This window comes from Micromonospora sp. CNZ286 (assembly GCF_014207755.1).
Genome location: NZ_JACHIZ010000001.1, coordinates 2,074,805 through 2,100,131 on the forward strand (window position 1 = coordinate 2,074,805; position 25,327 = coordinate 2,100,131).

The window sequence follows — 25,327 nt, forward strand, 5'->3', positions numbered from 1 at the left end:
CACGCGCCGGCCGACGGTCGGTCCGTTGCCCCCACCCGCACTCGATCCGAGTCGTTGGTTGACACGACGAGCGTCGATTGGTCAGTCTGGGAGAGCGCCCTTGCGCGCCGGGAGGTCAGCCGCCTCTCGATTCTAGCGGGAACCGGTCGATGCCATGAGACGGCAGCGGATGCTCGGCAAGCTCCTCGTCGCCGTTCTGCTCGCCGCGGCCGGCTTGTGGCAGGTGGGGTTCGTCTACTCGCCGGCCGAAGCCGCGCAGAGCATCCGTGCGGCGGATCCCAGTGTCATCCGGGTCGGCGGCACCTACATCTCCACCCAGTCGGTCGGTGACGGCATCGCCGTTCGTCAAGCCTCGTCACCCGACCAGTTGAGCGGGGCGGTTCAGCGCCAGGTGTGGACGGACACCCGGGGCCGCGGCGGCGTCTGGGCACCGGAGATCGTCCTTGACGGTGGACGCTACTACATCTACTTCGCGCTGGGCGCGGGCAGCAGTCGCCGCACGTTCGTGATCAGCTCGACGTCGCCGGACGGTGGGTACACCGCCGAGCAGAAACTGGCCCTGCCGGACGACAAGTGGGCGATCGACGGGTCGTTGTTCACGTTCAACGGACAGCGCTGGTTCGTCTGGTCCGGATGGGCCGGTGACACCAACGTCGAGCAGAACATCTACCTCGCCAGGATGAGCAGCCCGACCACGCCGGTCGGGGCGCGCTACGTCATCTCCCAACCCCGGGAGCCGTGGGAGCGGGTGGTCGGCAACCCGTTCATCAACGAGGGGCCGGAGCCGATTCGAGACCCGAATGGCCAGTTGCACATCGTCTACTCCGCCAACGGCAGCTGGAGCGACCAGTACTGTCTCGCGGACCTGCGACTGCGGGCCGGAGGCGACCCGACGTACGTGTGGGACTGGTACAAGTCCAACGGCTGCCTGTTCGGCTCGAACCGGTCCACCATGATGTCCGGCTGGGATCCGACCCTCTACGTCAACGGCCCCGGGCATCACACCTTCGTGCTGCTGCATGGCGACATCGCCACGAGCCCACCGGCCGGGCCGCGATTCCCGCTGATGTTCCACGCGGTGCCGAAGGGAACGCCCTACACCTGGAGCAACCGGTTCTGGTACACCGGCACGTTCTGCTGGTGGGGCAACACCACCTACCGGCGGGCTAACGTCCCCGGCCCGAACACCGACACCGGCTGGAGCCTGAAGTTCTTCGAGTAGCGGCCGGTAGGGGGACCACACGGGCGGCGGACAGCGCGGACGCCACTCGTCCGCGTGTCGGCATCCGGGCCCGCCCGGTGGCGTGCAACAGAAGCGTGCCGGGACGGGAGGGAACGGGCCCCGGCCTGCCGGAAGGCCGCCGCCACGTGGCCAAGCCCCACCTCGCCCAGCGGCGAGTCGGTTTCGGCTGCGGTGAGGATATCGAGGGCACGTGTGCCGGCTCGTGGTGAGCCATCGCCCCTCTTCGAGGGCGGGCGCCGGTGCCGGGGCCCCACGGCATGCGGAACTGGCGTCGCGCGCGTGTCCGGTCCACCCCGCGCAGGGTCAGCCGGCGACCTGGTCGAGCAGTTGCAGCAGGTCGTGCGCGGCCAGTTCGACGTCTTTGTGCCGCCACTCCGAGGCGCGGTAGACGCACGCGACCAGACCGGACCGGTGGACGCGGCGGAAGTCGCCATAGGCGAAGGCGTACCGGGCCTTCGTCTCCTCGTTCGCACCCTCGGTACGGCCAAGGAACCATTCGCCATACTCGCGCCACGAGTGCTTGTCGAGGTAGCCGTTCTCGTCGGTGGCCCGGGGCTGGACAACGCCCCAGTCACTGTCGAGCACGTACTGGCGCGCTTCGATGAGCCGCCGGGCGCGGACGACAGCCGCCTGATCCACCGAGTACGAGGCCATGCCCGGCAGTATTCCCCGGCGAACGATCCGCCATGCCTACCGAGGTGGCCTCCAGGGTTCGGTCCGGCCATCCTGACTGGCGGAGTAGCGGGTCCGCCTCGGCGGGCTCGTCGGTCCGCCGGGGCCGTCGGTCACCGTGGGCGCAGCGTGGAACCGGCTCGCCATCACCCGCGACGAGGGTGATCGGCGCACCGTTCGACACCGGTCACTGCGCGGCGACGGCCGCACCTGAGCTGGCACGTCCCGGAGCGACACGGCGTGCCGCGGTCGGCCCACCTCGGACCGCCCCGGGCGGGACCGCCGTGTCAGGCCTCGGATCAGCCGGAGCGCCACTTCTGGTTGGCGGTGCCGGCGCACTCCCAGAGTTGCAACCGCGCACCGTCGTTGCCGTTCCAGTCCTTGATGTCGACGCACTTGTTGGCCTGCGGGTTGACCAGGTCGCCGGCGGCGGACAGCACGAACTGCTGGGCCGGGTTGCCGCTGCAGGTGGCGATCTGGATGACCGCTCCGTTGTCCCGGGAGCCCCAGGCGACATCCATGCACATGTTGTTCTGCGTGCGCAGGCTGCCGCCGGTGAACGTCCACGCCTGCGCGGCCGTGCCGTTGCAGTTCCACGCCTGCAGCGGGACTCCGTCGGAGAAGTTCGAGTTCGGCACATCGACGCACTTGTTGTTCCAGTTGCTGATGATCCGGGTGCCGGAGCCGCCCCCGCCGGTGGTGACCAGACTGAGTCCGAAGACACCGAGGATCTCGTTGACCGGCTGGAACCACATGGTGCCGCCGGTGGTGCAGTTGCCGGATCCGCCGGAGGTGACTCCCTGGGCCTGATCGCCGGAGAGCCAGGCGCCGCCGGAGTCGCCGCCCTCGGCGCAGGCGTTGCTGCGGCTGAGCCCGTAAACCGCGCCCTGCGCGTAGTTGACCGTCTCCTCCCGGCCCAGCAGTACGCCGCACCGCCAGCCGGTCGTGCGTCCCGACCGGCACACGGAACTGCCGATCACCGCGTCCCGGGACCCGGCGACGGGAGCGTTGCCGCCGGCGTAGTTGTTCACCCAGGGCCGCGGCGTCCAGTCGGCGTTGGTGCGGACCCAGGCGTAGTCGTTGCCCGGGAACGACGAGCCGGCGAAGGTGCCCTGGGCTGCGTTATTGAAGCCGCGGGTGGGGCTGCCGGCGGCTCCGCAGTGCCCTGCGGTGACGAACCCGCCGACCACGGCGAAGCCGACGGAGCAGAGTACGTTGCCGTTGATGACGAACTGGTCGCCGCCGCGGATGTCGTACATCGGGCGCGGCGCGTCGGGCGCAGGCGCGTAGCGAACGAGCGCGTCGGCGAGGCCGGCGCCGCGCACGAACGCTCGGCCGGTGCGTTCCTGTCCCGGTGCCACCCGCACCACCACCTGGTTGGCGGCGACGTCCACGTACCAGCCGCGGACGGCGGCCCCGGGCGGTTGACCGGCGGCGCTCCGGTCCAGGGCGGTACGCGCCGATGTCAGGCTCGTGAGCGTCCGAGGGACGAGCCTGGGCCGGGCTCCCTCGGCCCGCACCGCGTCGGCCGCGGAGGCGTCGGTGACGGCGACCGTGAGCGGGCCGTCCGTCTCCAGCCACGAGCCGGCGTACCCGGTGCCGAGGCGCCCGCGCAGCCGTCGGTCGACCACCGCCGCGGCGGCCTCGGCCGCGAGGCGGGCGGTGAGTTGATCGTCGGTCAGGTGCAGGTCGCGGCGCATCGCGGCGGCCATGCCGAGCGGCAGGCCCGCCACGGCCGGCCGTGCTTCGGACTGGTGGGCGATGTGAGCCGCCGCGGGGACGGCCGGGACAGACAGGCCGAGCATCGCAGCGGTGAGCAGCGCAGTTGTCTTGATCATCGAACTCCTTCCGGTTGTTCGTGACGCACCGGAGGCGGCGCGGGAGAGCGCTCTCAGCCTGAAACCGTAAACAATCCTTGTCAATAGATTGGACTCGATTTATTCCCCAGTTGAGCGGCCGTCGCGCCCGTCTCGGCGGATCGACGGGACGAGCGCCGGTCACCACCCGGACGTCAGCGGGAGCTCCACGTCTGGTCGGACTGGCGGTTGCCGGAGTCCCATATGGTCGACCGGGGTGCCGTCCACCGTGACGCACTGGTGCGGGCCGTCCTGGTCGTGTTTCCTAGGCGACATTGCGTCGTGGCGCCTGTGCGGGCACCGCTCGGAGCGGTGGTCATCTGCACCTAGACTGCGCCGATGGATGCTGAATTCGCGGCCAACGCCGCGGCCACCGCCGCGATTTTCGGGGTCTTCGGGATCGTCTGGTTCGGCTGGGCGCAGGAGGCACCGCCCAAGGCGTGGCGTCCGTGGCTCGGCATCGGTTCGGTGTTGTCTCTGGTCGCAGCGATCATCGGCGGCATCGTCACCGCACGCACCTGGGACAAGGGCAGTTCCGTGGACGAGAGGACGGGGCCGGTCTTCGGGGTGATCGTCCTGATCGAGGTGGTCCTCTGTGCCGTCGGCGCGATCTGGCTCCGGCGCGCCGGCCGCACCTCCCTGGTTCCGGTTTGGATCGCCCTGATCGTCGGCCTGCACTTCTTCCCCCTAGCGCCGCTTCTGGGGTATCCGGCCCTCGCGATCTGGGCCGCGCTCGTCGCCCTGGTCGCGCTCGTCAGCGTCCCTGTCGCCCGACGGTGCGACTTCACCCCCAGCGCCGTCGTCGGTGCCGGCACGGGTGTGGCCCTCCTGGCCGGAGCGGCGACCGCACTGGTGCACGCGCTCACCTAGGTGTATTGCCGGAGTCGCTGGTGCCGCACAGCGCTGGGACGTGTCTGACCGACGGCGACACGGTGGGCGGTGCGCGACGCCGAGCTCCGCACCGATGCGCCGGACGGATCGGCCGTCACGGCCGCAGGGACGGGCGCGCCGGCCGGCAACGGTGAGCCCGGGACGACTTGCGGCGGGTGCGGCCACGCCCGCACCGTCACGCCGGCTGGGCGGGTCACGCTTCGGCCAGCGGTTTGTGCCCGCAGGCCAGCTCCCAGCCGCCGGGCAGCACGGCCACCCGGTCGAAGCCGACCTCCTTGAGCAGACTGGTGTAGAACTCCACCTCCCGCAGCCGACTGACGCAACTGTCGACCCCGATGAGGAAGTAGCTCCAGAAGAACTGCATCGCCAGGCGGTCTGGGGTGCGGAACTCCTCGCAGATCACCAGCAGCCCGCCCGGTTCGAGGGCCGCGTACGCCTTCTCGACCAGCCGGCGGGCGACGTCGTTCGGCCAGTCGTGCAGCACCCGGACGAATGCCATGGCGTCGTAGCCCGAGGGCAGCGGCTCGGCGAAGAAGTCGCCGCCGACGAAACCCAGCCTGTCGACATGCCCGGTGCGGGTCCGGGTCGCCTCCACCAGCGGAGCCACGGCCGGCAGGTTGTACACGTCGACCCGTAGCCCAGGCGCGTCGTCGAGGATGTGCGCGGCGAGCGTGCCGTCACCCCCGCCGATGTCCAGCAGACGGCGCCGGTCCGACCACAGCCGGCTGGCGTTGCGATGCATCGTCTCGATCACCGGACCGAGACCGACGGCCATGCTGCGCTCGAAGTCGGCGGTCTGTTCGTCGGTCTTCGGGGGCCAGGCGAAGTCGTCGTCGCTCATGCTCACCTCGCCGCGCAGGCTCTCGGCCAGCCGGCCGTGCAGCAACCGCCAGGGGTAACGGTCCCGGTCACGTTCGACAGCACCGGGGCCGACGACCGCCATGACGGCATCCCGGAGGCCGGGTACCGCACGGTACGTTGCCATCGCGATGTCGTCACCTGGCTCGCTGCGCTCAACGACACCGAGGCTTTCCAAGCAGTCGAGGAACTTGTAGAGCCGCAGGGGCCGCACGTCGAAGCGGGCGGCCAGCTCACCGAGGCTCGCCGGCCCGGGCTCCAAGGCGTCGAGCAGACCCGTGCCGAGCGCGGTCTCCAGCACGTCCATGGCCTTCGGCCCGTTGGCGAGCAGACTCATCAGCGCGCGTGGGGACAGCGTGACCTTCACCGTTTCAGCTCCTCTTCCAGGGCGTCCATGAACGTGTCGATCTCGTCGAGGGTGTTGTAGACGTGCGGGCCGACCCGCAGGTAGCCCCGCCAGCTGCAGACCATGTCGCGAGCGACCAACCGCCGCTTGACCGCCTCGCCGTCGGCGACGTCCAGGCACACGACGCCACCGCGCCGGTGCGGCTCGGTCGGGCTGACCACGTCGATGCCAGCCACCGCGGCCCGCTCCAGGATCCGTTGGGTGCAGGCGAGCGAGTGCCGTCGAATCGGGCCGGCACCTACCCCGGCCAGCAGATCCAGGCCGACCTGGGAGATCAACGAGGTCAGGGGGAACGGCGTCCCGCCGGCGAACCGTCGGGCCCCACCGGCCCAGCCTGTCGACGGCTGGAATGTGAAGGCCCGGTCACCGGCCTGCCAGCCGGTCGCCGCTGGCTCCAGCTGCGGCACCAGACCCGGGCGCACGTAGAGGAAGGCAGTGCCGACTCCGCAGAGCCACTTGTGCGCGCCGCCGAGAACCACGTCGACGCCGAGCGCCGTCACGTCCATGGGCATGACCCCTACGCTCTGGAAGGCATCAACGACCACCAGCGCGCCGACGTCGTGGGCGCGCCGCACCAGCCGGGGCAGGTCGACGGTGGCCCCCGAGGAGAAGCTGGCGTGCGGGATGCACACCAGCAGCGTGCGTTCGTCGATCCGTGCCTCGACGGCGTCCTCGTCGAACCGCGGGCTGCCCGAGCCGACCACGTCGAGCCGGGCGCCGTACCGACGGAACGCGTTCCAGATGAACGGCACCGTCGGATACTCCACATCGGTGGTGACGATCCGGTTCCGCGGCGGACGATAGTCGAAACAGGACGCTACCCGGGCGAGCAGCGTGCTCAGGTTCGCGTCGGTGACCACGCTGCCCGGCGGTGCGCCGATGAACGCGGCGACGGAGTCGGCGTACCGGTCGAGGCCGGCGTGCCAGTCCTGCCAGACCTCGTCCCGCCAGTTCCGCAGCGTCCGCCAGTAGCCGGTGAGCACCTGTTCCGCGCCTCGCGGCACCGCGCCCGTCGAGTTGTTGTTCAGGTAGACGCCGGTGCTCAGCAGGGGGAACTCGGCGCGCAGTGCGGCGTGCGCGCTGGCGTCGAGGCACTCGGGCGTATCGAGGTCGGAGTTCCGGTGCGGTGGGCTCACTCAGGGCTGCCTCTGGTCGGCTCGATGGGGGACGGGTCGGGGCTCGCAGGCGACGGAGGTGAAGACCGGGATGGATCGGGCGGCGGCCAGATAGGGCGTGCCCTCCGTGTAGCCGGTGCCGGCCCGCGGGCCGAGCATCCGGGTCGCGAGCCGGTGGTGCGTGCGCCGCCACTGGAATACCGCGGCGGCGAACGACCGCATCTCCTCCTCGACCCGCCCGCCTTCGGGCGCGGCGAGCAGGCCGTCACGCACCGCCGCCCGGAACGCGTCGTCGATCGACGGCTGGCCGGCGTGCACCAGCTCGCGTACCTCCGGGACCTGGTGGTACGCGGCCGAGTCCAATCGCGACCCCTCGGGTGTGCGGCACAGCGACTCCATGAGCTTGTAGGAGCGGGACTGGATGGCGCTGGCCCCCGCGGTGTACTCCCGGAACGTCCGGAACGCCTCCGGCTGCATCGTCGCCAGCAGCGCGAACAGCGGCCCGGCGGCGGTGAGCTGCTGTCGGGCGTACGCCAGCCGTTCGGTCGCCCGCCCCGCCTGGCCGGCGGTCAGGGCGGCGATGGTGGCGCGCAACTCCTCGGCGACCCCCGCGAAGAGGCATTCGTACGACTGGAGCACCCGGATGAACAGGTACTCGTCGTGCGACACATGGACCGGCAGCATGCTCAGCCGCAGGACCAACTCGTCGGCGGGATCGGCGTCGGCGGCGACGGCCCGCAGCTCGTCCGGGGTCGCCACAGCTTCCCGGCCGGGGACCATCCCGGCGATGCCCAGCCGGGCGAGAGCGGGTGACACGGCCCGCACGCCGAGCCGGTAGCGCTTGGACACCACGTCCCGGCTCGGGCGCCGCTCGGGCAGCAGGTCGGTGGCACCGGAGGCGGCGGTCAACTCGAAGGCCAGCACGTCGGCGACCAGGCGAACGAGGAGCCGGTCCCGGTCCCGTCGGGCACCGAACGGGCCGGCGACGTCGCCCCCGCCGGGCAGCCGGAGCAGTCGCAGCGCAAGATAGCTGCGGTAGTCGTACCGGCCGTCCCACTTGTCGAGTGCGACGTCGAGGAAGTCACCCAGCAGCCGGGCCTGCGGCTCCCGCGTGGTCGCCGGCACCGTCAGCTGCGTACGGGCCTGGTCGAGCAGAGCCAGCACTTCCTTTTCGACGAAGTGTTTACCGACCCGGTGAAACTCCGCCAGCACGGCGGAGTACGGAAAACGGCAGGTCTGACCGCCGCCGGACAGCCAACTCGTCAGTTCACGCACGAAACCGCACCTCGACATTTCGGTCGCTACGCAGGTGGGTGAGGAACATTGACAATTACTGGTGAACGAGGATTGTCAACGTTGGTCGGCCTGTGATTCGTTAGCGGATCCGTCGGAGGGCTTCAGGCGGGCCCGCCACAGTGCAGGGAAGAACCGGTGCCCGACGAGCTTGGCGAGCATCGTCGCCTCGGAGCCGCCGGGATCGTGGCCCCCGACGCGCAGAGCGACCCGGTAGTGCCGCATACGCCACAGCGACACCCGCTCGTCCCACTCGATGAGCGCCTCGGCGAGCCGCTGGACGGGGTCGGCGGGATCCGGCCGACCCAGTGCGGCCGGTTCAATTCCTCGGACTTCGAGGTGCTCGGCGAACGCCCGGCCGAGCTGCCGGCTCATAGCGTGGACCTGCCGCCATCCGGGTGACTCGGCCCCGGATCCCTTACCCAGCGCCGGTTGCATGGCCTGGAAGTCGGCCGGGGACAGGTGCCGGAACATCTCCAGCTGGTCGGTGACCAGTCGGATCCCCAACGTCGCCCGGGTTAGCAGCGACTCGGTCACCGCCAGCTCGCCGACGCGCAGCCGGGTGACCGCCTCGGCCAACTCGGCGGCGATGAGCTTCAGCCACAACTCGGTGGACTGGTGCACCACCTGGAAGAGCAACTCGTCGCGGTGCATCATCTCGTCCGGCCGTCGTTGCAGGGCGAGCAGCGTGTTCAGTCGCATGTAGCGCGCATAGTCCGTGGCGCCGTCGCCGGGCAGCACAGGTGAGTGGTCCTGCTTCACGGAATCGGTTCCCTTCGGTCGACGTCGCTGCATCGGAAACCGATGGTGCGACCATGCGTGCAGCGGACATTATGCAACGGCAAACGACAATGTGCTATATCTCAACCCGATCGATCTGAGAGCGTAAAACCTCCTTTCCGCCCTTGAAAACGGTCAGGCTGGGCAGGGCGAGATTTGGCCGTACGTGTGCGGTGGGTCGGCAGGCCGTCCACCGATGCAGCCGGGGAAAGGCTGCGATGTGGCCGGCCCGGGCGCGGGCGGGGTGGCGGCGCCCCTGCTGATCAGCCGCGAGGTGGACCTGCTCTGGCTGGGCCAGGTGCTCACCGGGCCTTCGGGCGCTGGTGCTCGTCGAGGTTAGGGCCGGCGCGGCAGGAGCCGGATTCGCGGTGCCACCTATGAACTCCCCGTCGAGTCTGGGCGCTACCGGCCGACGGCCGAGAACGGCACGACCACGACGGCGTGGACCGTCACGTCCGGCGCTGTCGCCCGCGCCGAGCCGCCGAAGGGGTCCTGCACGCCCCGAGGGATCGGGCAGTCCGTGCCGCGCCGACCCCTGCTGTTACTGCCGGAACATGGAGATCTGCATGATCACGCCCGACGACAAGATCTCGGTCTTCGTGCGGACCACCGGACAGAGCGGTTCGGAGATCACCGGGCCATTCCGCCGGTGACCGGCTCCCGGCCCCGCTGACCGACACGCGACCACCGCTGTCCGGCCGCCCCGCAGCGGTGGCGGCCGGACAGCTGTGCGGGGTCAGCTACCGGCCGGGGGCGGGTGAGACGGGTATCGGCCGACGGCGCCGACGGGTGAGCATGCCGAGGGCGATGTCGATGAAGAGGAAGCCGAGCAGAGTGACGCCAAGCCAGGGCAGTACCCAACCGAGTGCCACGGTGACCGGTCCACCGAGCGGCAGCGCCCACCACGGAAGCCCTCGGACCCCATCTCGGGCGGGCGGCGCGCCGAGCGGTGCGCGGCGACCGGCGCGGGTGGGGCGGCGCTGCCACCACATGCGGTAGCCCCAGACGATGACGCAGAGCAGGCCGAGAGCGAGCGCGGCGAGCAGGATCTGATTGACCGGGCCGAACAGGATTCCCATGTGGGCTTGAATGCCGAGGCTGCTGAGCCGCGCGAGGAGCGGCCAGTCGGCGAAGTCGCTGCGGTCGGTGACCCCGCCGGTGGTGGGGTCCACAGAGATCCGGTCCTTCGCGACCGGCCAGGTGTTGTCGACCTGGGCGACGGTCCATGCCTGGCCGGACTCCGCGGCAGGGCTGATCTCCACCGGCCCCGAGAGTCCGGCGCCGCGCGCGGAGGTCAGGACGATGTCGAAGGACGCCGGATTGTCCGCCGTGCCGGTCACCGCCCCACCGTGCTGGTGCCCACCACCACTAGCGGGCGGGGGCACGCCGTCGAGGGTGGTGGACAGTTCCGGAGTGCCGGCGCGCAGGACGTCCAGGCCGGCGCCGAAATTCGCGCCGGCGTACCGGGACCAGGTCAGGCCGGTGGCGGAGAGGAACAGCAGGCCGACCGCGAGCCAGACACCGGTGGTGGCGTGCCAGCCCCGCGTACGCCGGACTCCCTTGCGGGCGCTCAGGTCCGGTATGAGCAGGTGTGTCGTCCGGGCGCGGGTGGCGCTGCGACGGCGCCACCACAGGATGACGCCGCCGAGCACGAGGACCCACAGCCAACTGGCGGCGATTTCCGAGTAGTGCCGGCCGATCTCACCGAGGTGCAGATTGCGGTGCAGGTCGTCGAGCCAGGTGGTGGCCGGGGTGGAGCCGAACCAGGTGGTGAGCTGCCCGGTGACCTCGCCGGTGTACGGGTCGACGTAGACGGTGTGCTGCTTGTCGCCGAGTTTCTCGAGCGAGAACACCACCCGGGTGGTCCGGTCGCCTGCGCCGGGCGCCACGGTGGCGATGGTGCCGTCGGGGTGCGCGGCCCGTGCGGCGGTGACCTGTTGGGCGAGGGTCGTCGGCTGGTCGCCGACGGCGGCCACGGCCAGCTGGTCGCCGTAGAGGGCCTGGTCCAGCTGTGGGGTGATGGTGTACGCCAGGCCGGTCAGGGCGGCGACCAGGAGGAACGGGGCAACCAGGATGCCGGCGTAGAAGTGCAGCCGGGTCAGCAGCGCGGCAAAGGGCGTGGGCTCGCGACTCGAACGAGCGGTCTGCGCAGCGGCGGGAACATCCGGCGTGGGATCACCGGACAGGTCGGTGACGGACATCGACTACTCCGATCGGAAAAGGAGATTTCTAGTTCGGGGTGGCTCGTGCCCGTCGAGCCCTGGGCTGCCCGGTTGCCGTCTCCCGGTCGAGTAGTCGGTCAGGTACGTCAGGAAGTTCCCGGCTGCCCGCGCACATCGTCGGCGTCGCCTCCGCTGTGATGCGGAGCCGCCATCGTTGCTTGTCAGGTCGGCACCGCGCTTGCCGTCCGCACTGACCGAGCCTCACTGCGCTCCATCGGCCTGGCGTCCAACCGGCTCCTGCTGTGGGGAATCGCGTTCGAACTCGCCTTCGCCGCCACCATCGTCACCGTGCCCCCGCTACAGGCGATCTTCGGCACCGCCGTGCCCGGCCCCGCCATCCTCGCCATCCTGATCGCCTTCCCGATACTCGTCTGGGCACCGGACGAGCTACGGCGCGCAGTGCTACGCCACCGCACCGGACGCTGACACCAGCTATCTGTGCTTTGTGCGGGCGATGGACCTGGGGAGATGAAGATCTTCTCCGGTATCGGCGGTAACAGCCGGTAATGGATGATCAATGAGCCATTTTCATCGTGACGGCGCAGGTCACGGGCGGTGTGGGAGGCCGGTGTCCAGGTAGGACGAGGCTCCCGGTAAGACAGCAATCGACCAAGATCAGATGCCCCAACCGGGAGCCTCGCTGTGCTGTCTTACCCTGCCGCGATTCCGTTGTCCACCCGCAGCCTGAACCACCTCGCCGCCCTCATCCGAACCCGCCGCCAGCAGCAACGGTCTCGGTGGCGACGCCTCGACCCCGGCCGGCAAGCCCTGCTCGCCCTGGCCCACCTGCGCAACGGCGACACCTACACCCGCCTGGCCGCCGGATTCGACATCGGCGTCACGACCGCCTGGCGTTATGTCCACGAGGCCATCGACCTGCTCGCCGCGACCGCCGACGACCTGGCCACGGCCATGACCAGGATCCGTCTGCTCGCCTACGCAATCCTCGACGGCACCCTGATCCCGATCGACCGGGTCGCCAACCAGAAGCCGTACTACTCCGGAAAACACAAGCGTCACGGCGTGAACGTGCAGGTCATCGCCGACGCGGCCGGGCGTCTCGTCTGGGCCTCGGCCGCGCTGCCCGCCTCGACGCACGACCTGACCGCCGCCCGCACCCACGGCATCATCGACGCCCTGGCCAGCACCGACGTGATGACCTTCGCGGACAAGGGCTATCAAGGCGCCCCCGGCAGCGTGCGCACCCCGTTCAAGCGGCGCCGCTTCCGGCCGAAGCTGTCACGCCGGCAGAAGGCCGTCAACCGAGCGCACGCGAAGATCCGCGCCCGCGGCGAACGCGCGATCGCCACCCTCAAGACCTGGAAAATCCTGGTCAAGCTGCGCTGCTGCCCACGCCGAGCGACCGCGATCGTGCAGGCCATCCTCGTCCTGCACCGCGTCGAAGCCGACCGCCACGCAGGATGAAAATGGCTCAATCTGCTCGACCTGGCTGTCTACAAGATCAGCGCGTCCCGGGTGCTTGGTGACTACGGCACCGCTGTCGACTACGCTCGGCAGGTCGACCCGGCCCGGATCGTCATGCCGGAGCGCCGAGCTCGCTACTGGGAAGACACAGCGCTGGCACTACACGGCCGCGGGCGCCCACAGGCGACATTCCAGGCGCTGCTTGCTGCCGAGCGAGACACCCCGCAGGAGGTTCGCTACCGGCCATGGGCGCAGCAACTCACAACCGAACTACTCAACCGCGACAGCCGCAACCTGCTAGGTGTACGTGAGTTCGCCAGCCGAATCGGGTTGATCTAGCCCTCTGCTTCCTATCGCGGCTGCTACTCCTGAGTTTCCCCTGCTTTGTTGGAGCGGTGGTTACCTGCTGCCGGCTGGTGCAGGGGTGGTGATAGGTGGTTCGGCTGGTTCGGTCTGGTGGTTGTGCCAGGCGGCCTCGTACTCGTTCGGGCTGAGGTAGCCCAGTTCCTTCTGGATGCGGCGGGTGTTGTACCAACCGTCGATGTAGGCGAAGATCGCGTTCTCGGCCTCGTCGCGGGTCCGCCACGAGGTGCGGTAGACGAGTTCGATCTTCAACGTTGACCAGAAGTTCTCCATGAGCGCGTTGTCGGAGCTGTCGCCGACGGAACCCATCGAGGGCAGGATCCCGTTGTCCTGCAAGCGTTCCGCGAAGCGGAAAGACGTGTAGTTCGATCCCCTGTCCGAGTGGTGGATCAATTGGCCGTCGCGGACGTCGCGCGACCAGATGCCGTATTCGAGGGCGGCGAGGATCAAGTCGGTGTCGCAGCGGTCAGACGTCTTCCAGCCGACGATCCGGCGGGAGAACGCATCGCGGACTGCGGCGAGCCAGAACGCGCCCTCGCCGCAGGGATGCGAGTGGCGTCGGCGACCCACAGGCGGTTCGGGCCGGTCGCGGTGAACTGTCGGTTGACCAGATCCGGTGCCGGCGTGTGCCGGGGATCCTGTCGGGTGGAGCCGCCGCGCCAGCCTCGACGCAGGAACGCCCCCTGCCAGCCCTGCTGCGCCATCAACCGCTCCACCCGCTTGCGGCCCACGCGGATGCCGTCACGGCGTAGCTGCCGGTGGACCCGGTCCGCGCCGTAGGTGCGCCCGGACGTCTCCCAGATCTCGTAGATGTTGGAGATCAGCCCCAGGTCGACCACGTCCCGATCACAGGGCTGCTCGGCCTGCTTGACCCACGCGTAGTAGGTCGAGGCGCCGATGTTCAGGACCCGTAGCAGGAGCGCGACCGCGAACTGGTCACGATGTTCACCGATGAACCTCATGACCGTCGCCGGGTCGGGTCGAGCTCCGCCGCGAAATACGCGCTCGCAGCCTTCCGGATCTCGTTCGCCCGCCGCAGCTCGCTAACCTCCCTGCGCAGCCGGCGGTTCTCCTCGACCATCTCGCTGCTCGACCGATCGTGACGCTCACCCTCATCCGCCTCGGCCTGCCGGATCCAGTTCCTGAGCGCCTCGTGATGCACACCAAGCTGCTCGGCCAGACGCCGGATCACCGGCTTCGGGTCCGACTCGCGGTACAGGCGCACAGCGCGCTGACGAAGCTCATCGGGGTACTTCTTCGGTGCTGCCACGGACGACTTCCTCCCCCACGGCCATCAGACCGTGGTCAAGAAGCTCCACGAAAGCGGGGGTGGCTCAGCGCTTGGGGCGGAGGATTTCTCAGGCCGTGCTGGAATCGGGAGGCAGGCTTGCGGTGCGGCCGTAGAAGCGGTGGATCTGCCCAACGACGCGCTCGAAGTCGTCCAGGCCGATGGGCTTGGTGACGTAGGCGCTAGCGTGCGCTGTGTAGCTGGCCAGCACGTCGGCGTCGACCACGGAAGTGGTGAACACGACGACCGGAATCGTCTTGAGCCACTGGTCGGCCTTGATCGCGGCGAGGACCTCCTGGCCGTTCATGCGGGGCATGTTCAGGTCGAGCAGGATCAACTCCGGGCGCGGAGCGTCGGCGTACTGGCCTTGACGGCGCACGAACGCCATGGCCTCTACCCCGTCGGGAACGTGGTGCAACTCAGCGGCCAGGGCGTGAGTGGCGAAGGTGTCCTCGATGAGAGCGACGTCGGCAGGATCGTCCTCGACCAGCAGCACCCGCAGCGGACCCAGTCGACCGCGGGCGGTTTCTCGGGCAACGTTCACAGCGGAAGAGTACTTCCCAGGCCTGACGCAGGTCACGAGGGCGATTCCGCAAGCGTTCGGAAGATCACTTCCAGTCAGTTCGGAGCCCTATGCCCCAAGGTGTAGGGCTGGGCGAATGAGCGAGGGAAAGCTGGTGGACCTGCGCCCGGCGCGGTGGCCGTCCTCCTTCGAAGGGCTTCGGCGGGCCGTTGCGGGGTGTCAGCGCCGTCAGCGGGGCCGGTCAAAAGGATCGCCAGGTGCGGGAAAGTGAGATCAGGCGCTCCTCAGCCCGCGAGCGCTCCTCGGCTACGCCCAATAGCCGCGTCCGTGGGCGATCGGCGAAGTCGGCCGCCGACACGTCCTCGAGGCGGGTGGCGCCAATCAGGTCGGCCTCGGCGGTGGTGATGAGCCCGGCGGCGACCGTGCGGGCGAGCACGACGTCGGGGTGTCCGCCGTCCGACGGCGGCACCGGCGGCTCCACGGGCGTACGCGGCTCACCGGCGCGCAGCGGCGTCCGAGCGGCGGGTGAGCGTAGTCTGAGTAGCCGCTGCGCCACCTGGGGCCCCCGCGTGGTTGAGCGCAATGCGGTCATCACCTCGGCCTGCACGTCCCCGGAGAAGCCGCGCAGCCGGTAAGCCGCTGGTGCAGTCCCGGGCAGGAGCACCCCGACCGCTCCGACTACCCAGGCGGACCGCCACCTCGGGCACTGTCGGTGAGCTGCCGCCACCCGGTCACTCACGGCGTAGCCGCAGGAAAGATGCATCAGGATCGCGGTCAACTCTGACAGCGCGATCCGCCGACGCGGCGGACCACCGCCGAGCGCCGGCCCGTCGACCGGCAGCGGCTCCGGGACGGTGGTCAGCAGCCGTAACGAGTTCGCGGAGACGTCGAAGGGTCGCTCGCCGTAGACCAGATGCGGCGAGGCCAGACCGGAGGCGGGCAGCGTGAAACGCAGGTGTGGCTGACCCGCCGTGCCACAGTGCGCTTTCGGTACTGACGAGCAGGTGCAGGTTGGCGGTGTTCGGCCAATGACGGCGCCCGTAGTCGAGTCAGTCGAGCAGTGCGTGGTGGGTCAGCTCGTCGAGCGGGCGGTCGTGACCGGCGATGGTGATGCGCCGGCCAGGCAGGTCGACGTCGTCGAGGTGCATCGCGCGGATCTGGCCGGGGCGCGCCGCGTGGACCGCGGCCAGTACGAGGAAGAGCCGGGCCTGCGGGGTTGTCGCGGCTGTAACGGCCTGGTTCAGCTCGTCGGGACGCAGGGGCTGCCAGATCGCGTCATCGACGCGTGGCCCTCTGACCCGGGCGGTCGGATTACGAAAGATCAGGTTGCTGTGCTTGGCCCAGCCGAAAAGCGACCGCAGGGCGTGGTCGCGGTCTGGCGTGGGTTGCCGTGCAGCCTGTCCAGATACGTGCTGACGTCGCGGCGGGTGACCTCCCGCAGGTGCTCGCGATGCCACGCCCAGTCGGTCAGCGCGGGCACGGTAGCGGCAACATAGCCGCGAACGGTCTCGACGCGCCGGGCGCGGACGTGTGGTCCGCCATCGCGCAGGACCGGGCCCACCGCAGCACATCGCGCCGAATGGGCGGGGCGAGGGTGGGCGAGTTTGGCGTGCAGCCATGGTTCGAGGGCGGCCGGTCGGTCATCGTCAACGACGGCCAAGGTGGCGAGGATCTCGATGACGCAGTCGAGGTTGGTGCAGCGGCGCACGACGATGTCCGCGAAGCCGCTGACCCGGATCAGATCGCCTTCCTGGTAGTCGGCGAGCAGCATTACCAGTACCCGTTGCATTCCCCGGCGTGTGACCGGGGTCCAGCCACGGGCTTCCGCGTTGGTGTGGGCCAGGTGCAGTACCCAGGCCAGCCAGGGGTTGTCCGGCGCGGGGCCGTGCCGCAGATCGATTGCGGCGTAGCGGTAGCTGCGCACTTCGGCGTCGAGCAGCGGCGGCTGGATCCATCCAGTGACCGGCCGGGCGGCCGGCGGTGGTGGTGGTTTGAGAGGCCGGCCCTTGGCTCCGTAGGGTCGCGGCGCAGCCCGGGGCCTGGCCGTCCGCCGGTCCATGTCGGCGAAGAACAACTGGTGGTGCCGGAGGTCGCGCAGGTGCGACGAGCTGGGCGGGGTTGTTCGGCTCCTGACGGCTCGGGAGCGGATGGCCGTCGCCGGGCCGGCAAGGATGGTCAGGCTGTGACGGCGCCTTGTTGGCGGGAGCCCCTATCGGGACACGTCGCGCCGGTCCGGCGGCAGCAAGCACCCCCCGGTTACCTTTTTGATCGTCCCCAGCCGGGGCCCCTCGGTCGCCCGGCCCGGTATGACTTCCTGCCCCTGTCGTACGGATGATCCGGGGGTGTTGTCGCCGGGTCGGGTGGCGTCGGTGGACCGCTGATAGGGACACGGCCACCCGTGTGGGGGTAGGTCTCTTCGTAACGTGGCTGCCGGCAGTCCGACGCCTGGACCAGCGGCCGAGGCCACGGACGATGCGTGGAGGCGGGTCTGGTGCATGGCGGATACGGCGTTTACCTCGGCTTGGACGTCGGTAAGGGTGATCACCACGCAGTCGGGCTGGCTCCGGACGGCAAGCGGCTGCATGACGCGGCGTTGCCGAACACCGAGGCTCGGCTGCGGCAGCTGTTCGACAAACTCGCCCGCCATGGCCGTGTCCTGGTGGTGGTCGACCAGCCGGCCTCGATCGGCGCCCTGCCGGTCGCGGTGGCTCGGGCGGCCGGGCATCAGGTGGCCTACCTGCCTGGCCTGGCGATGCGGCGGATCGCCGATCTGCACCCCGGCAGCGCGAAGACCGACGCCCGCGACGCCTACGTCATCGCTGACGCCGCCCGCACCCTGCCGCACACGCTGCGGCAGGTCGACACCGGCGACGAAACCCTGGCCGAACTGGAGATCCTGGTCGGCTTCGACGACGACCTCGCCGGCGAAGCCACCCGCGTGTCCAACCGCATCCGAGGACTGCTCACCCAGATCCACCCCGCCCTGGAACGAGTCCTCGGCCCCAAGGTCCACCACAAGGCGGTCCTGGAACTGCTGTCCCGCTGCGGCGGCCCGGTCGGCCTGCGCAAGGCCGGCCGCCGCAAACTGCTCTCGATCGCCGCCGTCCACGCACCTCGCATGGGTGACCGGCTCGTTGAGCAGATCATGGCCGCTCTCGACGAGCAGACCGTCACCGTCCCCGGCACCCAGGCCGCGGAGACGATCCTGCCCCGCCTGGCCGACAGCCTCCGCGACATCCTGCGGCAACGCGACCAGGCCGCCGCCCAGGTCGAAAGGATGCTTGATGCGCACCCTCTTGCCCCGGTCCTGACCTCGATGCCCGGCATCGGCGTCAGGACCGCAGCCCGGATCCTGCTCGAAGTCGGCGACGGCAGCAGCTTCGCCACCCCCGGCCACCTCGCCGCCTACGCCGGCCTCGCCCCCCGTCACCCGACGATCCGGCAGCAGCATCCGTGGCGAACACCCACCCCGCGGCGGCAACAAGAACCTCAAACGCGCGTTCTTCCTCGCCGCGTTCGCAGCCCTGGCCGACCCCGTGAGCAGGGCCTACTACGACCGCAAACGCGCCGAAGGCAAACGCCACAACGCCGCCCTCATCTGCCTCGCCCGCCGTCGCTGCGACGTCCTATACGCCATGCTCCGCGACAAGATCCCCTACCAACCCCGCCCCACGACGCCGATCGCCGCTTGACGAACCCATAGGGACACCCCCCGGGACTCGAGCCGACAGATCAAACTCAAGGCACTGAAGGGCCGGCCGTAACGCGAGTCAGACCCGAGCACCGGGCAGCACCCGATCATCCTCACAGTCGAGTCGGCATGACACACGTTGGACAGGCGCGAGCGGGGAGCCGAGCAGGCAGAGCGGCCCACGGCCGCGGACGATCAGAAGACCACGAGCGTGGGCACGCCGTCGAGCCGGGTGAGGCCAACCGGCCCCGGCAGGCCGGCGCGACAACGGCGGGCCGTACCACGGGCGGTACCACCGGGCTGCCCGCGACCGGCCTGCTGCTGGTGGCGCCGGCGAACCCGTGGTGACCCCCGGCCGGACCTGCCCCGTCCGGCCGGGACGCGCCGGCCGTGCGGTGCGGTCACGACACCCAGACCGGTGGCGAACGCCGCCGGTTCGAGGGCAGCGCGTACCCGGAGCGCTCCAGTTCTCCTCGACTCCCCAGTCGGATAGGGTGCTCGTGCATCGATGATCGGGCTCACATCGGGGGGTTGTTGCCGTCTGGCGACGCCATCGTTCGCAGGCCAGAGCATGAGCATCGGCTCGACCAACCGCCCTCGCCCTCGCCCGGCCCGCAACGGTGCTGGCGCTCGTCGATCGCAGGGTGTCCCGGAAGGATGCCAGATGGGTACGGCGCGACCAGGGTACGCAGGTGGCCGGTCCGGGCCCCCGCAGCTGACGCCACCGACGGTTGCCCTTCACCGCCCCGGTTCGTCGTCGAAGCCCGTCGGACGGGAACGTGCCGGCCGCCGGAAGGGTCGTCCTATCGACGATGGACCGTGCTGACGGTGACCCGGTCGTCCGTAGCCTCGATGGTGCCGGTCCACTCACCGTCGTCCTTCTCGAACGTGATGATGGTGGTCCCGCCGGTCGTGCGGTCGCCCGTGACGTCGAAGAATCCCTGGGGCAGGGCGGTGCGGTAGAACGCGAGTACCCGCTGAGGGTCGGGCTCGACCAGGGTGAGCCGGGCGCCGGCGGCGGTGTCGGAGAGGTCGCGCACCTGGCTGCCCGGCGGGAACCGGAAGTTGAACGGCAGGTTCGTCACGCCCAGATCCCGGCCGGTCAGCGCCGGCTCCTCCGCCTGTGGCGGCGCGGTCGACTGCTCGGCCGGCCGGTTGCGGGCGAACGTGACTGTGGTGTCGCGCGAGGTGGCGATGACCTCGACGGTCCACCCGCGTCCGTCGAGGTGCAGAGTCTGACCGGTGTCGGTGCCCACCGGGTATCCGGCCGGCGGGCCCGCCTGGCGGTAGTGGGCGAGCACCTGCTCGGGCGGAGGAGCGGTGAGGATCACCGTGGCCGAGCCAGGGTCGCCGAACGCGGTGTCGACCTTGCTGCCGGCGGGGAACCCGAGCCCCGGTGCCACCCCGGCGACAGTCCGGCCGTCCACCTCGACCCGGTCGCCCTGGTCGCTGCCCGGCAGGCTCGCCGGGGCAGCCGTGCTCGTGGGGGTGGCGCTGTCCGGTCCGCTCACCGGCACGGCCGGGTTGCCGCAACCGGGCGCCGCGATCAGCAGCGCGATCCCGGCCAGCGCGGGTAGCTTCCGCTGGAGACATCTCATCTGCCTGTCCTTCCGGTCGTACCAGGATTCGGTGGAGCCGTCCCGATCATGCCTGGTGCGGTCGCACCCCCGCACGACGGACGAACTGCTGTCGGCAGTCCTGCCGACAGCGGTCCGGCCCGGTCCGGCATGCTGAGTGCCATGACTGCCACGGCCGCCGTCGCTCCGCCCGCTTCCCGCTCCGGTCCCGGCCCTTCCCCGGCGATTCCGCTGACCACCGGCCTGATCGGGCTGTTCGTCGTGGTGCGGATCTGCCAGGTCGCCGCCTGGCCGGTCGCGGTCCTCACCGGCGGCACGGCCGGACTGCGGTCGGTGCCGGCGGCGGTGACGGTGTACGCGGTCCAGACTCTCGCGGTGGTCGGCGTGCTGGTGTGGGTCCACGGACAGGGCGCGGTGGGCCGGGGGGTCGCCGGGCTGGACGCGACGGTGGCGCTGGTCGCCCTCGTGGCCGGCGGCCTGCTCACCCGGCCGGGCCACGGCACCGGGTTCAGCCATCCGGCCCTGCCGGCCGCGATCGGCGCGGGCCTGACCGTCGCGCTGGCACTGTCGCGTCGTCAGGCCCTCGCCTGGTACGCCGCGCTGGCGGTCGGCTACCTGCTCGGGGTGCACGCCACGGTCTCCCTGGGTCCGGCGGCGCTGTCCGGGGCGGCGGGGAACCTGCTGGCACTGGTGGGTGTGCCGGCGGCCGCCGGCCTGGTGGTCGGTGCCCTGCGGCAGGCCGCACTGCGCGCCGACCGGGCGACCGTACGGGCGGTGAAGGCGGAGGCGGCGTTGGCCGAGGCGGGGCAGCGGATCGCGGCGCACGCCGCCTACGCCTCGGAGGTGGCACAGCAGCACCGCATGTTGCACGACACCGTGCTGTCCACGCTGGACGCGGTCGCCCGTGGCGCGGTCGACACCGGTGATCCGGTGGTGCGGCGTCGACTCGCCGCTGACGCCGACCATCTGCGTGGCCTGATCGCGTCCGCCGGTTCCGCGGTCGGAATGCGGCTGGTCGGCGAGCTCACCACGGTCATCCGGGAGTTGGCGCCGACCGGCCTGCGGGTGCACCTGCGGGTCACCGACGTCCCGCCGGACGTGCCGCCGGCCGTGGTGCGAGCGCTCACCGGCGCGGTCCGGGAGGCGCTCAACAACGTGATCCGGCACAGCGGCACCTCGACCGCCTTGGTGACGGTGGCCGGCCCGGCGGCGGGGACGGACGACCCGGACCCGGCGAGGCTGCGGGTCACGGTGGCGGACCGCGGGCGCGGCTTCGACCCGGACCGGATCCGGCCAGGGCTAGGGTTGTCCCGGTCGGTGCGCGCGCGGATCGGTGAGGCCGGCGGCGAGGTGCTGGTGGACAGCGGAGCAGGTCAGGGCACCACCGTCGAGATGAGCTGGCCGCCCGGCGCGTGGACGTCGGCGGCTGGGTGAGAGGGCCGGATGATCACTGTCGCCGCGATCGACGACGACCGGATGCTGCTCGACGGGCTGCGTACCTGGCTGGCACCGGTCGAGGACGTTCGCCTGGTGCAGGTCGCCGCCACGGTCGACGGCTATCTCGGCGGACTCGGCGGTGCGGACGCGCCCCGGGTGGTCCTGCTCGATCTCAACCTGCGCGACGGATCCGACCCGGCGGACAACGTGGCGCGTGTCCGGGCCGGCGGCGGGCGGGTGCTGGTCGTCTCGGCGGTCCCCGACGCCGACGGCGTGCTGGCCACGATCGGTGCCGGGGCGGCCGGCTACCTCACCAAGAGCCATCCCCTGGACGTGCTGGTGGAGGCGATCCGCGAGGTGGCGTCCGGCGGGTCGGCGATCAGTCCGGAACTCGCGTTCGTACTCAGCCGCGACGCCCGCGCCGACCGGCCGCGGCTGTCCCCGCAGGAGCGCGCGGTGCTCACCGCGTACGCCTCCGGGGCCACCCTGGCGGCCGCCGCGCGCCGCGCGGGCGTGGCCTACGGGACCGCGCGCGAGTATCTGGAACGGGTCAAACGCAAGTATGCCGAGGTGGGCCGCCCGACCCGGACGAAGTTGGAGTTGGCCGACCGGGTGCGCGAGGACCGGCTCGACCTGGGTGGTCCCGGCCGCTGAGCCCGCACCTGGGCAGTATCCAGCCGGCGTCGCGTCAGCCGCGACCACGTACCAGGGGCGGGGATACCTCTCCACGATCTCGACCAGCAACCTCGTCGTGGACGGACGGACGCCGCGCATCGCGTACCCGGCGCGCAGCAGCATGCGCGCCTCGGTCAGCGCGGCTCCCGGGGCTCGCGACGGGCGTACTTGGCGCGGAACTTCTCGACCCGGCCCGCCGTGTCGAGAAGGCGTGTTGAGCGGTCGGTAGCCTCGGCGCGGTGGCGGAGGATGACTTCATGATCGGGCTGAGCCCCCTTGGACGCGCGGCGTGCGGTCCGCCGACCGGGCGTGGCAGGCCGTCGCCGGATTGGTGGCGGCCTGCCACGCGCCGCAGGTCCGGTGGGTCAGCCGGCGCGGCGCAGCCGGCCGAGCATGCCGGCGAGGTCCTGGACGAACAGTTCGTGGCGGAAGTAGTGGCCGCCCGGCACCTCGCGCCACTCGTGCGGGATGCCAGCCCGGCTGAGCGCTCCCCGGAACTCGCGCTGGCCCGCCAGTACCTGGCCCTCGTTGACCGAGTCGAACCAGTTGACCGGGTCGGGTGACGTGCCGGCCGCCAGGAAGATCCGCTTGTTGCGGTAGCTCTCGATGCGCTCCATCGGGTTGTCCGCGCTGACCCGTGCCTCGTCCCACAGGGGCGCGCCGTACACGGTGCCGCCGCCGAGGTCGAGCGCGGCCGAGGTGATGTTCGCCCAGTGCACGACCAGGCCGAAGTCGCGGCGCAGGCTGGCTGGCCCGGAGTGGGAGCTGACCGAGCAGAAGTGGCCGTAGTACTTCGCCGTGTACTTGAGGGCCCCGAAGCCGCCCATCGAGAAGCCGGCCACGGCGCGGCCGTTGTACTCGGGGAATGTGCGGAAGTTGGCCTCGATCCAGGGGAGCAACTGGGCGATGTGGAACGTCTCCCAGTTGCGCGGCCCGACATTGGTGCTGACCGGGTTGCTGTACCAGCCAGTGGAGGCGTCCGGCATGACGACGATGATCTCGCGGCCCGCGGTGAGGTTGATGATGTTGTCCTGGAGGTGGAACGTGCGGAAGTCCGCGTTGCCGCCGTGCAGCAGATACAACACCGGGTAACGCTTGCGGCTGGTGTGGTAGCCGTCGGGCAGCAGCACGTTCACCGCCGGATCCCACTCGATCGCGTCGGTGGCGAAACGGTAGTACTGCAACCGGCCGCCGTTCTCGTTGCGGTCGACGATGCGCAGGCCGTACCCGTTGACGGCTGCACTGGCCGCGGACGGCGCGGTGAAGGCGCCGGCGAGGGCGCCGGTCGCCGCGACCGCGGCGGCGCCGGTGAGCAGCCGCCGGCGGCTCACGGTGGGGGAGATGTTCCGGTCGTGCGGCATGGTTCCTCCTGGGGCTCAGAGTGTGGTTTCGCTGGTGAGGCCGAAGTAGTCGTGCCATTTGGTGCTGGGGGCGAATGTGGTGCCGGTGGAGAGTGCGACGTAGATGTCGTTGGTGGTGCCTTTGGTGAAGACGATGAGGTCGTCTTTGCCGTCGCCGTTGGCGTCGGCGAGGTAGGGGAATTCGCCGGTTAGGCAGAAGAAGTCGTGCCACTTGATCGTGGTTCCGGCGAAGGTGGTGCCGGTGGAGGTGGCGGCGTAGACGTCGGCGTCGGTGTTGCAGGTGAAGGTGACGATGTCGTCGCGGCCGTCGCCGTTGATGTCGCCCACCCGGGGCTGCTCGGCGCCGACGGCGAACAGGTCGTGCCATTTCTGCGGTGCCCCGAAGCCGTTGCCGGTGGACAGGGCGACGATGACGTCGGCGGCGGTGGCGGGGCCTTGGGTGAAGGTGATGATGTCGTCGCGGCCGTCGCCGTTGACGTCGCCGAGGGCGGGGAACTCCCCGGCGATGGAGAAGTAGTCGTGCCATTTCACGGCGGTGCCGGTGAAGGAGGTGCCGGTGGACAGGGCGACGTAGACGTCGGCGTTGGTGTCGTGGGTGAAGGTGATGATGTCGTCGCGGCCGTCGCCGTTGACGTCGCCGACGGCGGGGACTTCGGTGCCGGGGGCGAACCAGTCGTGCCATTTCGCGGATGCGGCGAAGGATGTGCCGGTGGACAGGGCGACGTGGACGTCGGCGGTGGTGCCGTGGGTGAACACGATCGCGTCGTCGCGTCCGTCGCCGTTGACGTCTCCGGTCAGGGGGGTCTCTCCGGACAGGGCGAACCAGTCGTGCCACTTCACCGACGTGCCCGCGAACGACGAACCCGTCGACGTGGCCACATACGCGTCGGCCAGCGCACCGTGGGTGAACGCGACCACGTCATCCCGGCCGTCACCGGTGAAATCCGTCGGCGAACCACCGAAATAGCGGGGCGCGGGCGGCGGCGGCGTGCCGCAGTTGTCGCTGACCAGGAACCGCTGGTTGTATTGGCCGGGATACGGCGCGAGCGAGACGCCGTTGATCGAGATGACCTGGCCGACACCGTTGTAGAGCTGCTCGTAGTGCACGTGTGCGCCGGAGGAGTTGCCGGTGCTGCCGGTGATCCCGATCTGCTGGCCCTGCTGCACGTAGGCGCCGTCGGGCACCGAGTAGGCGCTGAGGTGGAAATAGTAGGTGGTCCATCCGCCGCCGTGGTCGATGACGATGTAGTTGCCGGCGCCGCTGGGCTGCGAGTAGCGCCGGGCCACTCCGGCGGCGGACGCCATCTGGGGCGTACCGCCTGTGACACCGCCGTCGGCGCGGACGAAGTCCAGCGCCTGCCGCACCTCGGCGTTGTGGTGGCTGTACGTCCACCGCTGCCCGCAGGGGAACGGTGCCTTGAAGGTGGGCGCGGCGAGTGCCGGTGACGGGGTGACCGTCACCGCGGTGAGGATGGCCGCGGCCAGGGTGAGCAGCGCGACGAGGGCCCGCCGGACGGGACGCGTCGGGAATCTGGGCATGCGGTGACTCCTCGTCGGAAGAGGGATGCACTGTCGGAGCGGCGCGTGGGCGCGTCGGGCCAGGGGCCGGTGTCGCCGATGGGCGGGCCCTGACAGTTCGCGTCGGAGAAGG

General features: G+C 70.5%; 22 protein-coding genes and 2 pseudogenes. 7 read left to right on the forward strand and 17 right to left on the reverse strand.

Translation table 11 applies throughout. The features are described from left to right. The first annotated feature begins 154 nt into the window (after positions 1 to 154). Positions 155 to 1,222 (forward strand): glycoside hydrolase family 43 protein, encoded by a 1,068-nt coding sequence (locus tag FHX31_RS09660; protein WP_069089513.1) that lies wholly within the window; start codon positions 155 to 157, stop codon positions 1,220 to 1,222. 324 nt (positions 1,223 to 1,546) lie between these two features. Here FHX31_RS09660 and FHX31_RS09665 read toward each other — a convergent pair whose 3' ends face one another. Next, positions 1,547 to 1,897 carry a hypothetical protein gene (locus FHX31_RS09665; RefSeq protein WP_013476101.1) on the reverse strand — a complete coding sequence of 117 codons (351 nt, stop codon included), beginning with the start codon at positions 1,895 to 1,897 and terminating at the stop codon, positions 1,547 to 1,549. 317 nt (positions 1,898 to 2,214) lie between these two features. After that, positions 2,215 to 3,753 carry a ricin-type beta-trefoil lectin domain protein gene (locus FHX31_RS09670; protein WP_013476102.1) on the reverse strand — a complete coding sequence of 513 codons (1,539 nt, stop codon included), beginning with the start codon at positions 3,751 to 3,753 and terminating at the stop codon, positions 2,215 to 2,217. A 357-nt stretch (positions 3,754 to 4,110) separates the two neighbouring features. Between FHX31_RS09670 and FHX31_RS09675 the strand changes: the two genes are divergently transcribed. Further along, positions 4,111 to 4,641, forward strand: coding sequence for a hypothetical protein (locus FHX31_RS09675; RefSeq protein ID WP_013476103.1), 531 nt, complete (start codon positions 4,111 to 4,113; stop codon positions 4,639 to 4,641). A gap of 214 nt (positions 4,642 to 4,855) precedes the next feature. Here the strand turns inward: FHX31_RS09675 and FHX31_RS09680 are convergent, their stop codons facing one another. The 5 genes from FHX31_RS09680 to FHX31_RS09700 all read right to left on the reverse strand — a co-directional run bounded on the left by FHX31_RS09680 (position 4,856) and on the right by FHX31_RS09700 (position 11,315). Next, a complete protein-coding gene (locus FHX31_RS09680) occupies positions 4,856 to 5,887 on the reverse strand; it encodes a methyltransferase (protein ID WP_013476104.1) in 1,032 nt (343 codons plus the stop codon). Continuing rightward, on the reverse strand, positions 5,884 to 7,062 hold the full coding sequence (locus FHX31_RS09685) for an aminotransferase class V-fold PLP-dependent enzyme (protein WP_184975756.1): 1,179 nt from the start codon (positions 7,060 to 7,062) through the stop codon (positions 5,884 to 5,886). Before FHX31_RS09685 ends, FHX31_RS09680 begins: the two co-directional genes overlap by 4 nt. Further along, positions 7,063 to 8,334 carry a tryptophan 2,3-dioxygenase family protein gene (locus FHX31_RS09690; RefSeq protein WP_184975759.1) on the reverse strand — a complete coding sequence of 424 codons (1,272 nt, stop codon included), beginning with the start codon at positions 8,332 to 8,334 and terminating at the stop codon, positions 7,063 to 7,065. A 57-nt stretch (positions 8,335 to 8,391) separates the two neighbouring features. Next, positions 8,392 to 9,096 carry a tryptophan 2,3-dioxygenase family protein gene (locus tag FHX31_RS09695; RefSeq protein WP_184975762.1) on the reverse strand — a complete coding sequence of 235 codons (705 nt, stop codon included), beginning with the start codon at positions 9,094 to 9,096 and terminating at the stop codon, positions 8,392 to 8,394. A 758-nt stretch (positions 9,097 to 9,854) separates the two neighbouring features. Then, positions 9,855 to 11,315: a PepSY-associated TM helix domain-containing protein gene (locus FHX31_RS09700; RefSeq protein WP_184975767.1), complete on the reverse strand. Its 1,461-nt coding sequence runs from the start codon at positions 11,313 to 11,315 to the stop codon at positions 9,855 to 9,857. Between the two features lie 171 nt (positions 11,316 to 11,486). Between FHX31_RS09700 and FHX31_RS09705 the strand changes: the two genes are divergently transcribed. Together FHX31_RS09705 and FHX31_RS09710 are read left to right on the forward strand one after the other, a co-directional pair. Further along, positions 11,487 to 11,762 (forward strand): cation transporting ATPase C-terminal domain-containing protein, encoded by a 276-nt coding sequence (locus FHX31_RS09705; protein ID WP_082171463.1) that lies wholly within the window; start codon positions 11,487 to 11,489, stop codon positions 11,760 to 11,762. 216 nt (positions 11,763 to 11,978) lie between these two features. After that, positions 11,979 to 12,761, forward strand: coding sequence for a transposase family protein (locus tag FHX31_RS09710; protein WP_091331585.1), 783 nt, complete (start codon positions 11,979 to 11,981; stop codon positions 12,759 to 12,761). Between the two features lie 399 nt (positions 12,762 to 13,160). Here the strand turns inward: FHX31_RS09710 and FHX31_RS09715 are convergent, their stop codons facing one another. From FHX31_RS09715 to FHX31_RS09740, 6 genes are all read right to left on the reverse strand, one after another. After that, positions 13,161 to 13,613: an IS3 family transposase gene (locus FHX31_RS09715; protein WP_232236821.1), complete on the reverse strand. Its 453-nt coding sequence runs from the start codon at positions 13,611 to 13,613 to the stop codon at positions 13,161 to 13,163. Next, complete coding sequence (locus FHX31_RS32625; protein WP_091331546.1) at positions 13,571 to 14,086, reverse strand: IS3 family transposase; 516 nt, start codon at positions 14,084 to 14,086, stop codon at positions 13,571 to 13,573. Before FHX31_RS32625 ends, FHX31_RS09715 begins: the two co-directional genes overlap by 43 nt. Beyond that, entirely contained in the window at positions 14,083 to 14,394 is a 312-nt protein-coding gene (locus tag FHX31_RS09725) for a transposase (protein WP_030275367.1), read from the reverse strand. Before FHX31_RS09725 ends, FHX31_RS32625 begins: the two co-directional genes overlap by 4 nt. An 88-nt stretch (positions 14,395 to 14,482) precedes the next feature. After that, complete coding sequence (locus FHX31_RS09730) at positions 14,483 to 14,956, reverse strand: response regulator (RefSeq protein WP_013476110.1); 474 nt, start codon at positions 14,954 to 14,956, stop codon at positions 14,483 to 14,485. A 220-nt stretch (positions 14,957 to 15,176) separates the two neighbouring features. Then, positions 15,177 to 15,404 (reverse strand): hypothetical protein, encoded by a 228-nt coding sequence (locus tag FHX31_RS09735; protein WP_049800116.1) that lies wholly within the window; start codon positions 15,402 to 15,404, stop codon positions 15,177 to 15,179. A gap of 852 nt (positions 15,405 to 16,256) precedes the next feature. Continuing rightward, positions 16,257 to 17,009 (reverse strand): hypothetical protein, encoded by a 753-nt coding sequence (locus tag FHX31_RS09740; RefSeq protein WP_235437644.1) that lies wholly within the window; start codon positions 17,007 to 17,009, stop codon positions 16,257 to 16,259. A gap of 417 nt (positions 17,010 to 17,426) precedes the next feature. On the opposite strand from FHX31_RS09740, the pseudogene FHX31_RS09745 reads away from it, so the two are divergent. Beyond that, positions 17,427 to 18,627: pseudogene (locus FHX31_RS09745) on the forward strand (IS110 family RNA-guided transposase). A gap of 802 nt (positions 18,628 to 19,429) precedes the next feature. Here the strand turns inward: FHX31_RS09745 and FHX31_RS09750 are convergent. Next, positions 19,430 to 20,224: a hypothetical protein gene (locus tag FHX31_RS09750; protein WP_013476112.1), complete on the reverse strand. Its 795-nt coding sequence runs from the start codon at positions 20,222 to 20,224 to the stop codon at positions 19,430 to 19,432. Between the two features lie 141 nt (positions 20,225 to 20,365). Here FHX31_RS09750 and FHX31_RS09755 point away from each other — a divergent pair, with 141 nt between their 5' ends. After that, positions 20,366 to 21,637, forward strand: coding sequence for a sensor histidine kinase (locus FHX31_RS09755; protein WP_041784246.1), 1,272 nt, complete (start codon positions 20,366 to 20,368; stop codon positions 21,635 to 21,637). Between the two features lie 9 nt (positions 21,638 to 21,646). Continuing rightward, positions 21,647 to 22,294, forward strand: a complete 648-nt coding sequence (locus tag FHX31_RS09760; RefSeq protein ID WP_013476114.1) for a response regulator — start codon at positions 21,647 to 21,649, stop codon at positions 22,292 to 22,294. A gap of 155 nt (positions 22,295 to 22,449) precedes the next feature. Here the strand turns inward: FHX31_RS09760 and FHX31_RS32630 are convergent. From FHX31_RS32630 to FHX31_RS09770, 3 genes and pseudogenes are all read right to left on the reverse strand, one after another. Further along, positions 22,450 to 22,527: pseudogene (locus FHX31_RS32630) on the reverse strand (type B 50S ribosomal protein L31); the annotation flags it as partial. Positions 22,528 to 22,680: 153 nt separating this feature from the next. Beyond that, entirely contained in the window at positions 22,681 to 23,676 is a 996-nt protein-coding gene (locus tag FHX31_RS09765) for an alpha/beta hydrolase (RefSeq protein WP_013476115.1), read from the reverse strand. A gap of 15 nt (positions 23,677 to 23,691) precedes the next feature. After that, positions 23,692 to 25,215 carry a VCBS repeat domain-containing M23 family metallopeptidase gene (locus FHX31_RS09770; RefSeq protein WP_013476116.1) on the reverse strand — a complete coding sequence of 508 codons (1,524 nt, stop codon included), beginning with the start codon at positions 25,213 to 25,215 and terminating at the stop codon, positions 23,692 to 23,694. Positions 25,216 to 25,327 lie beyond the last annotated feature (112 nt).

Coding starts and splice junctions, on each gene's coding strand:
- FHX31_RS09760 (WP_013476114.1), top strand. CDS start 21,647: ATGATCACTGTCGCCGCGATCGACGACGACCGGATGCTGCTCGACGGG.
- FHX31_RS09670 (WP_013476102.1), bottom strand. CDS start 3,753: ATGATCAAGACAACTGCGCTGCTCACCGCTGCGATGCTCGGCCTGTCT.
- FHX31_RS09665 (WP_013476101.1), bottom strand. CDS start 1,897: ATGGCCTCGTACTCGGTGGATCAGGCGGCTGTCGTCCGCGCCCGGCGG.
- FHX31_RS09700 (WP_184975767.1), bottom strand. CDS start 11,315: ATGTCCGTCACCGACCTGTCCGGTGATCCCACGCCGGATGTTCCCGCC.
- FHX31_RS09750 (WP_013476112.1), bottom strand. CDS start 20,224: ATGAGATGTCTCCAGCGGAAGCTACCCGCGCTGGCCGGGATCGCGCTG.
- FHX31_RS09675 (WP_013476103.1), top strand. CDS start 4,111: ATGGATGCTGAATTCGCGGCCAACGCCGCGGCCACCGCCGCGATTTTC.
- FHX31_RS09755 (WP_041784246.1), top strand. CDS start 20,366: ATGACTGCCACGGCCGCCGTCGCTCCGCCCGCTTCCCGCTCCGGTCCC.
- FHX31_RS09660 (WP_069089513.1), top strand. CDS start 155: ATGAGACGGCAGCGGATGCTCGGCAAGCTCCTCGTCGCCGTTCTGCTC.
- FHX31_RS32625 (WP_091331546.1), bottom strand. CDS start 14,086: ATGAGGTTCATCGGTGAACATCGTGACCAGTTCGCGGTCGCGCTCCTG.
- FHX31_RS09690 (WP_184975759.1), bottom strand. CDS start 8,334: ATGTCGAGGTGCGGTTTCGTGCGTGAACTGACGAGTTGGCTGTCCGGC.
- FHX31_RS09765 (WP_013476115.1), bottom strand. CDS start 23,676: ATGCCGCACGACCGGAACATCTCCCCCACCGTGAGCCGCCGGCGGCTG.
- FHX31_RS09770 (WP_013476116.1), bottom strand. CDS start 25,215: ATGCCCAGATTCCCGACGCGTCCCGTCCGGCGGGCCCTCGTCGCGCTG.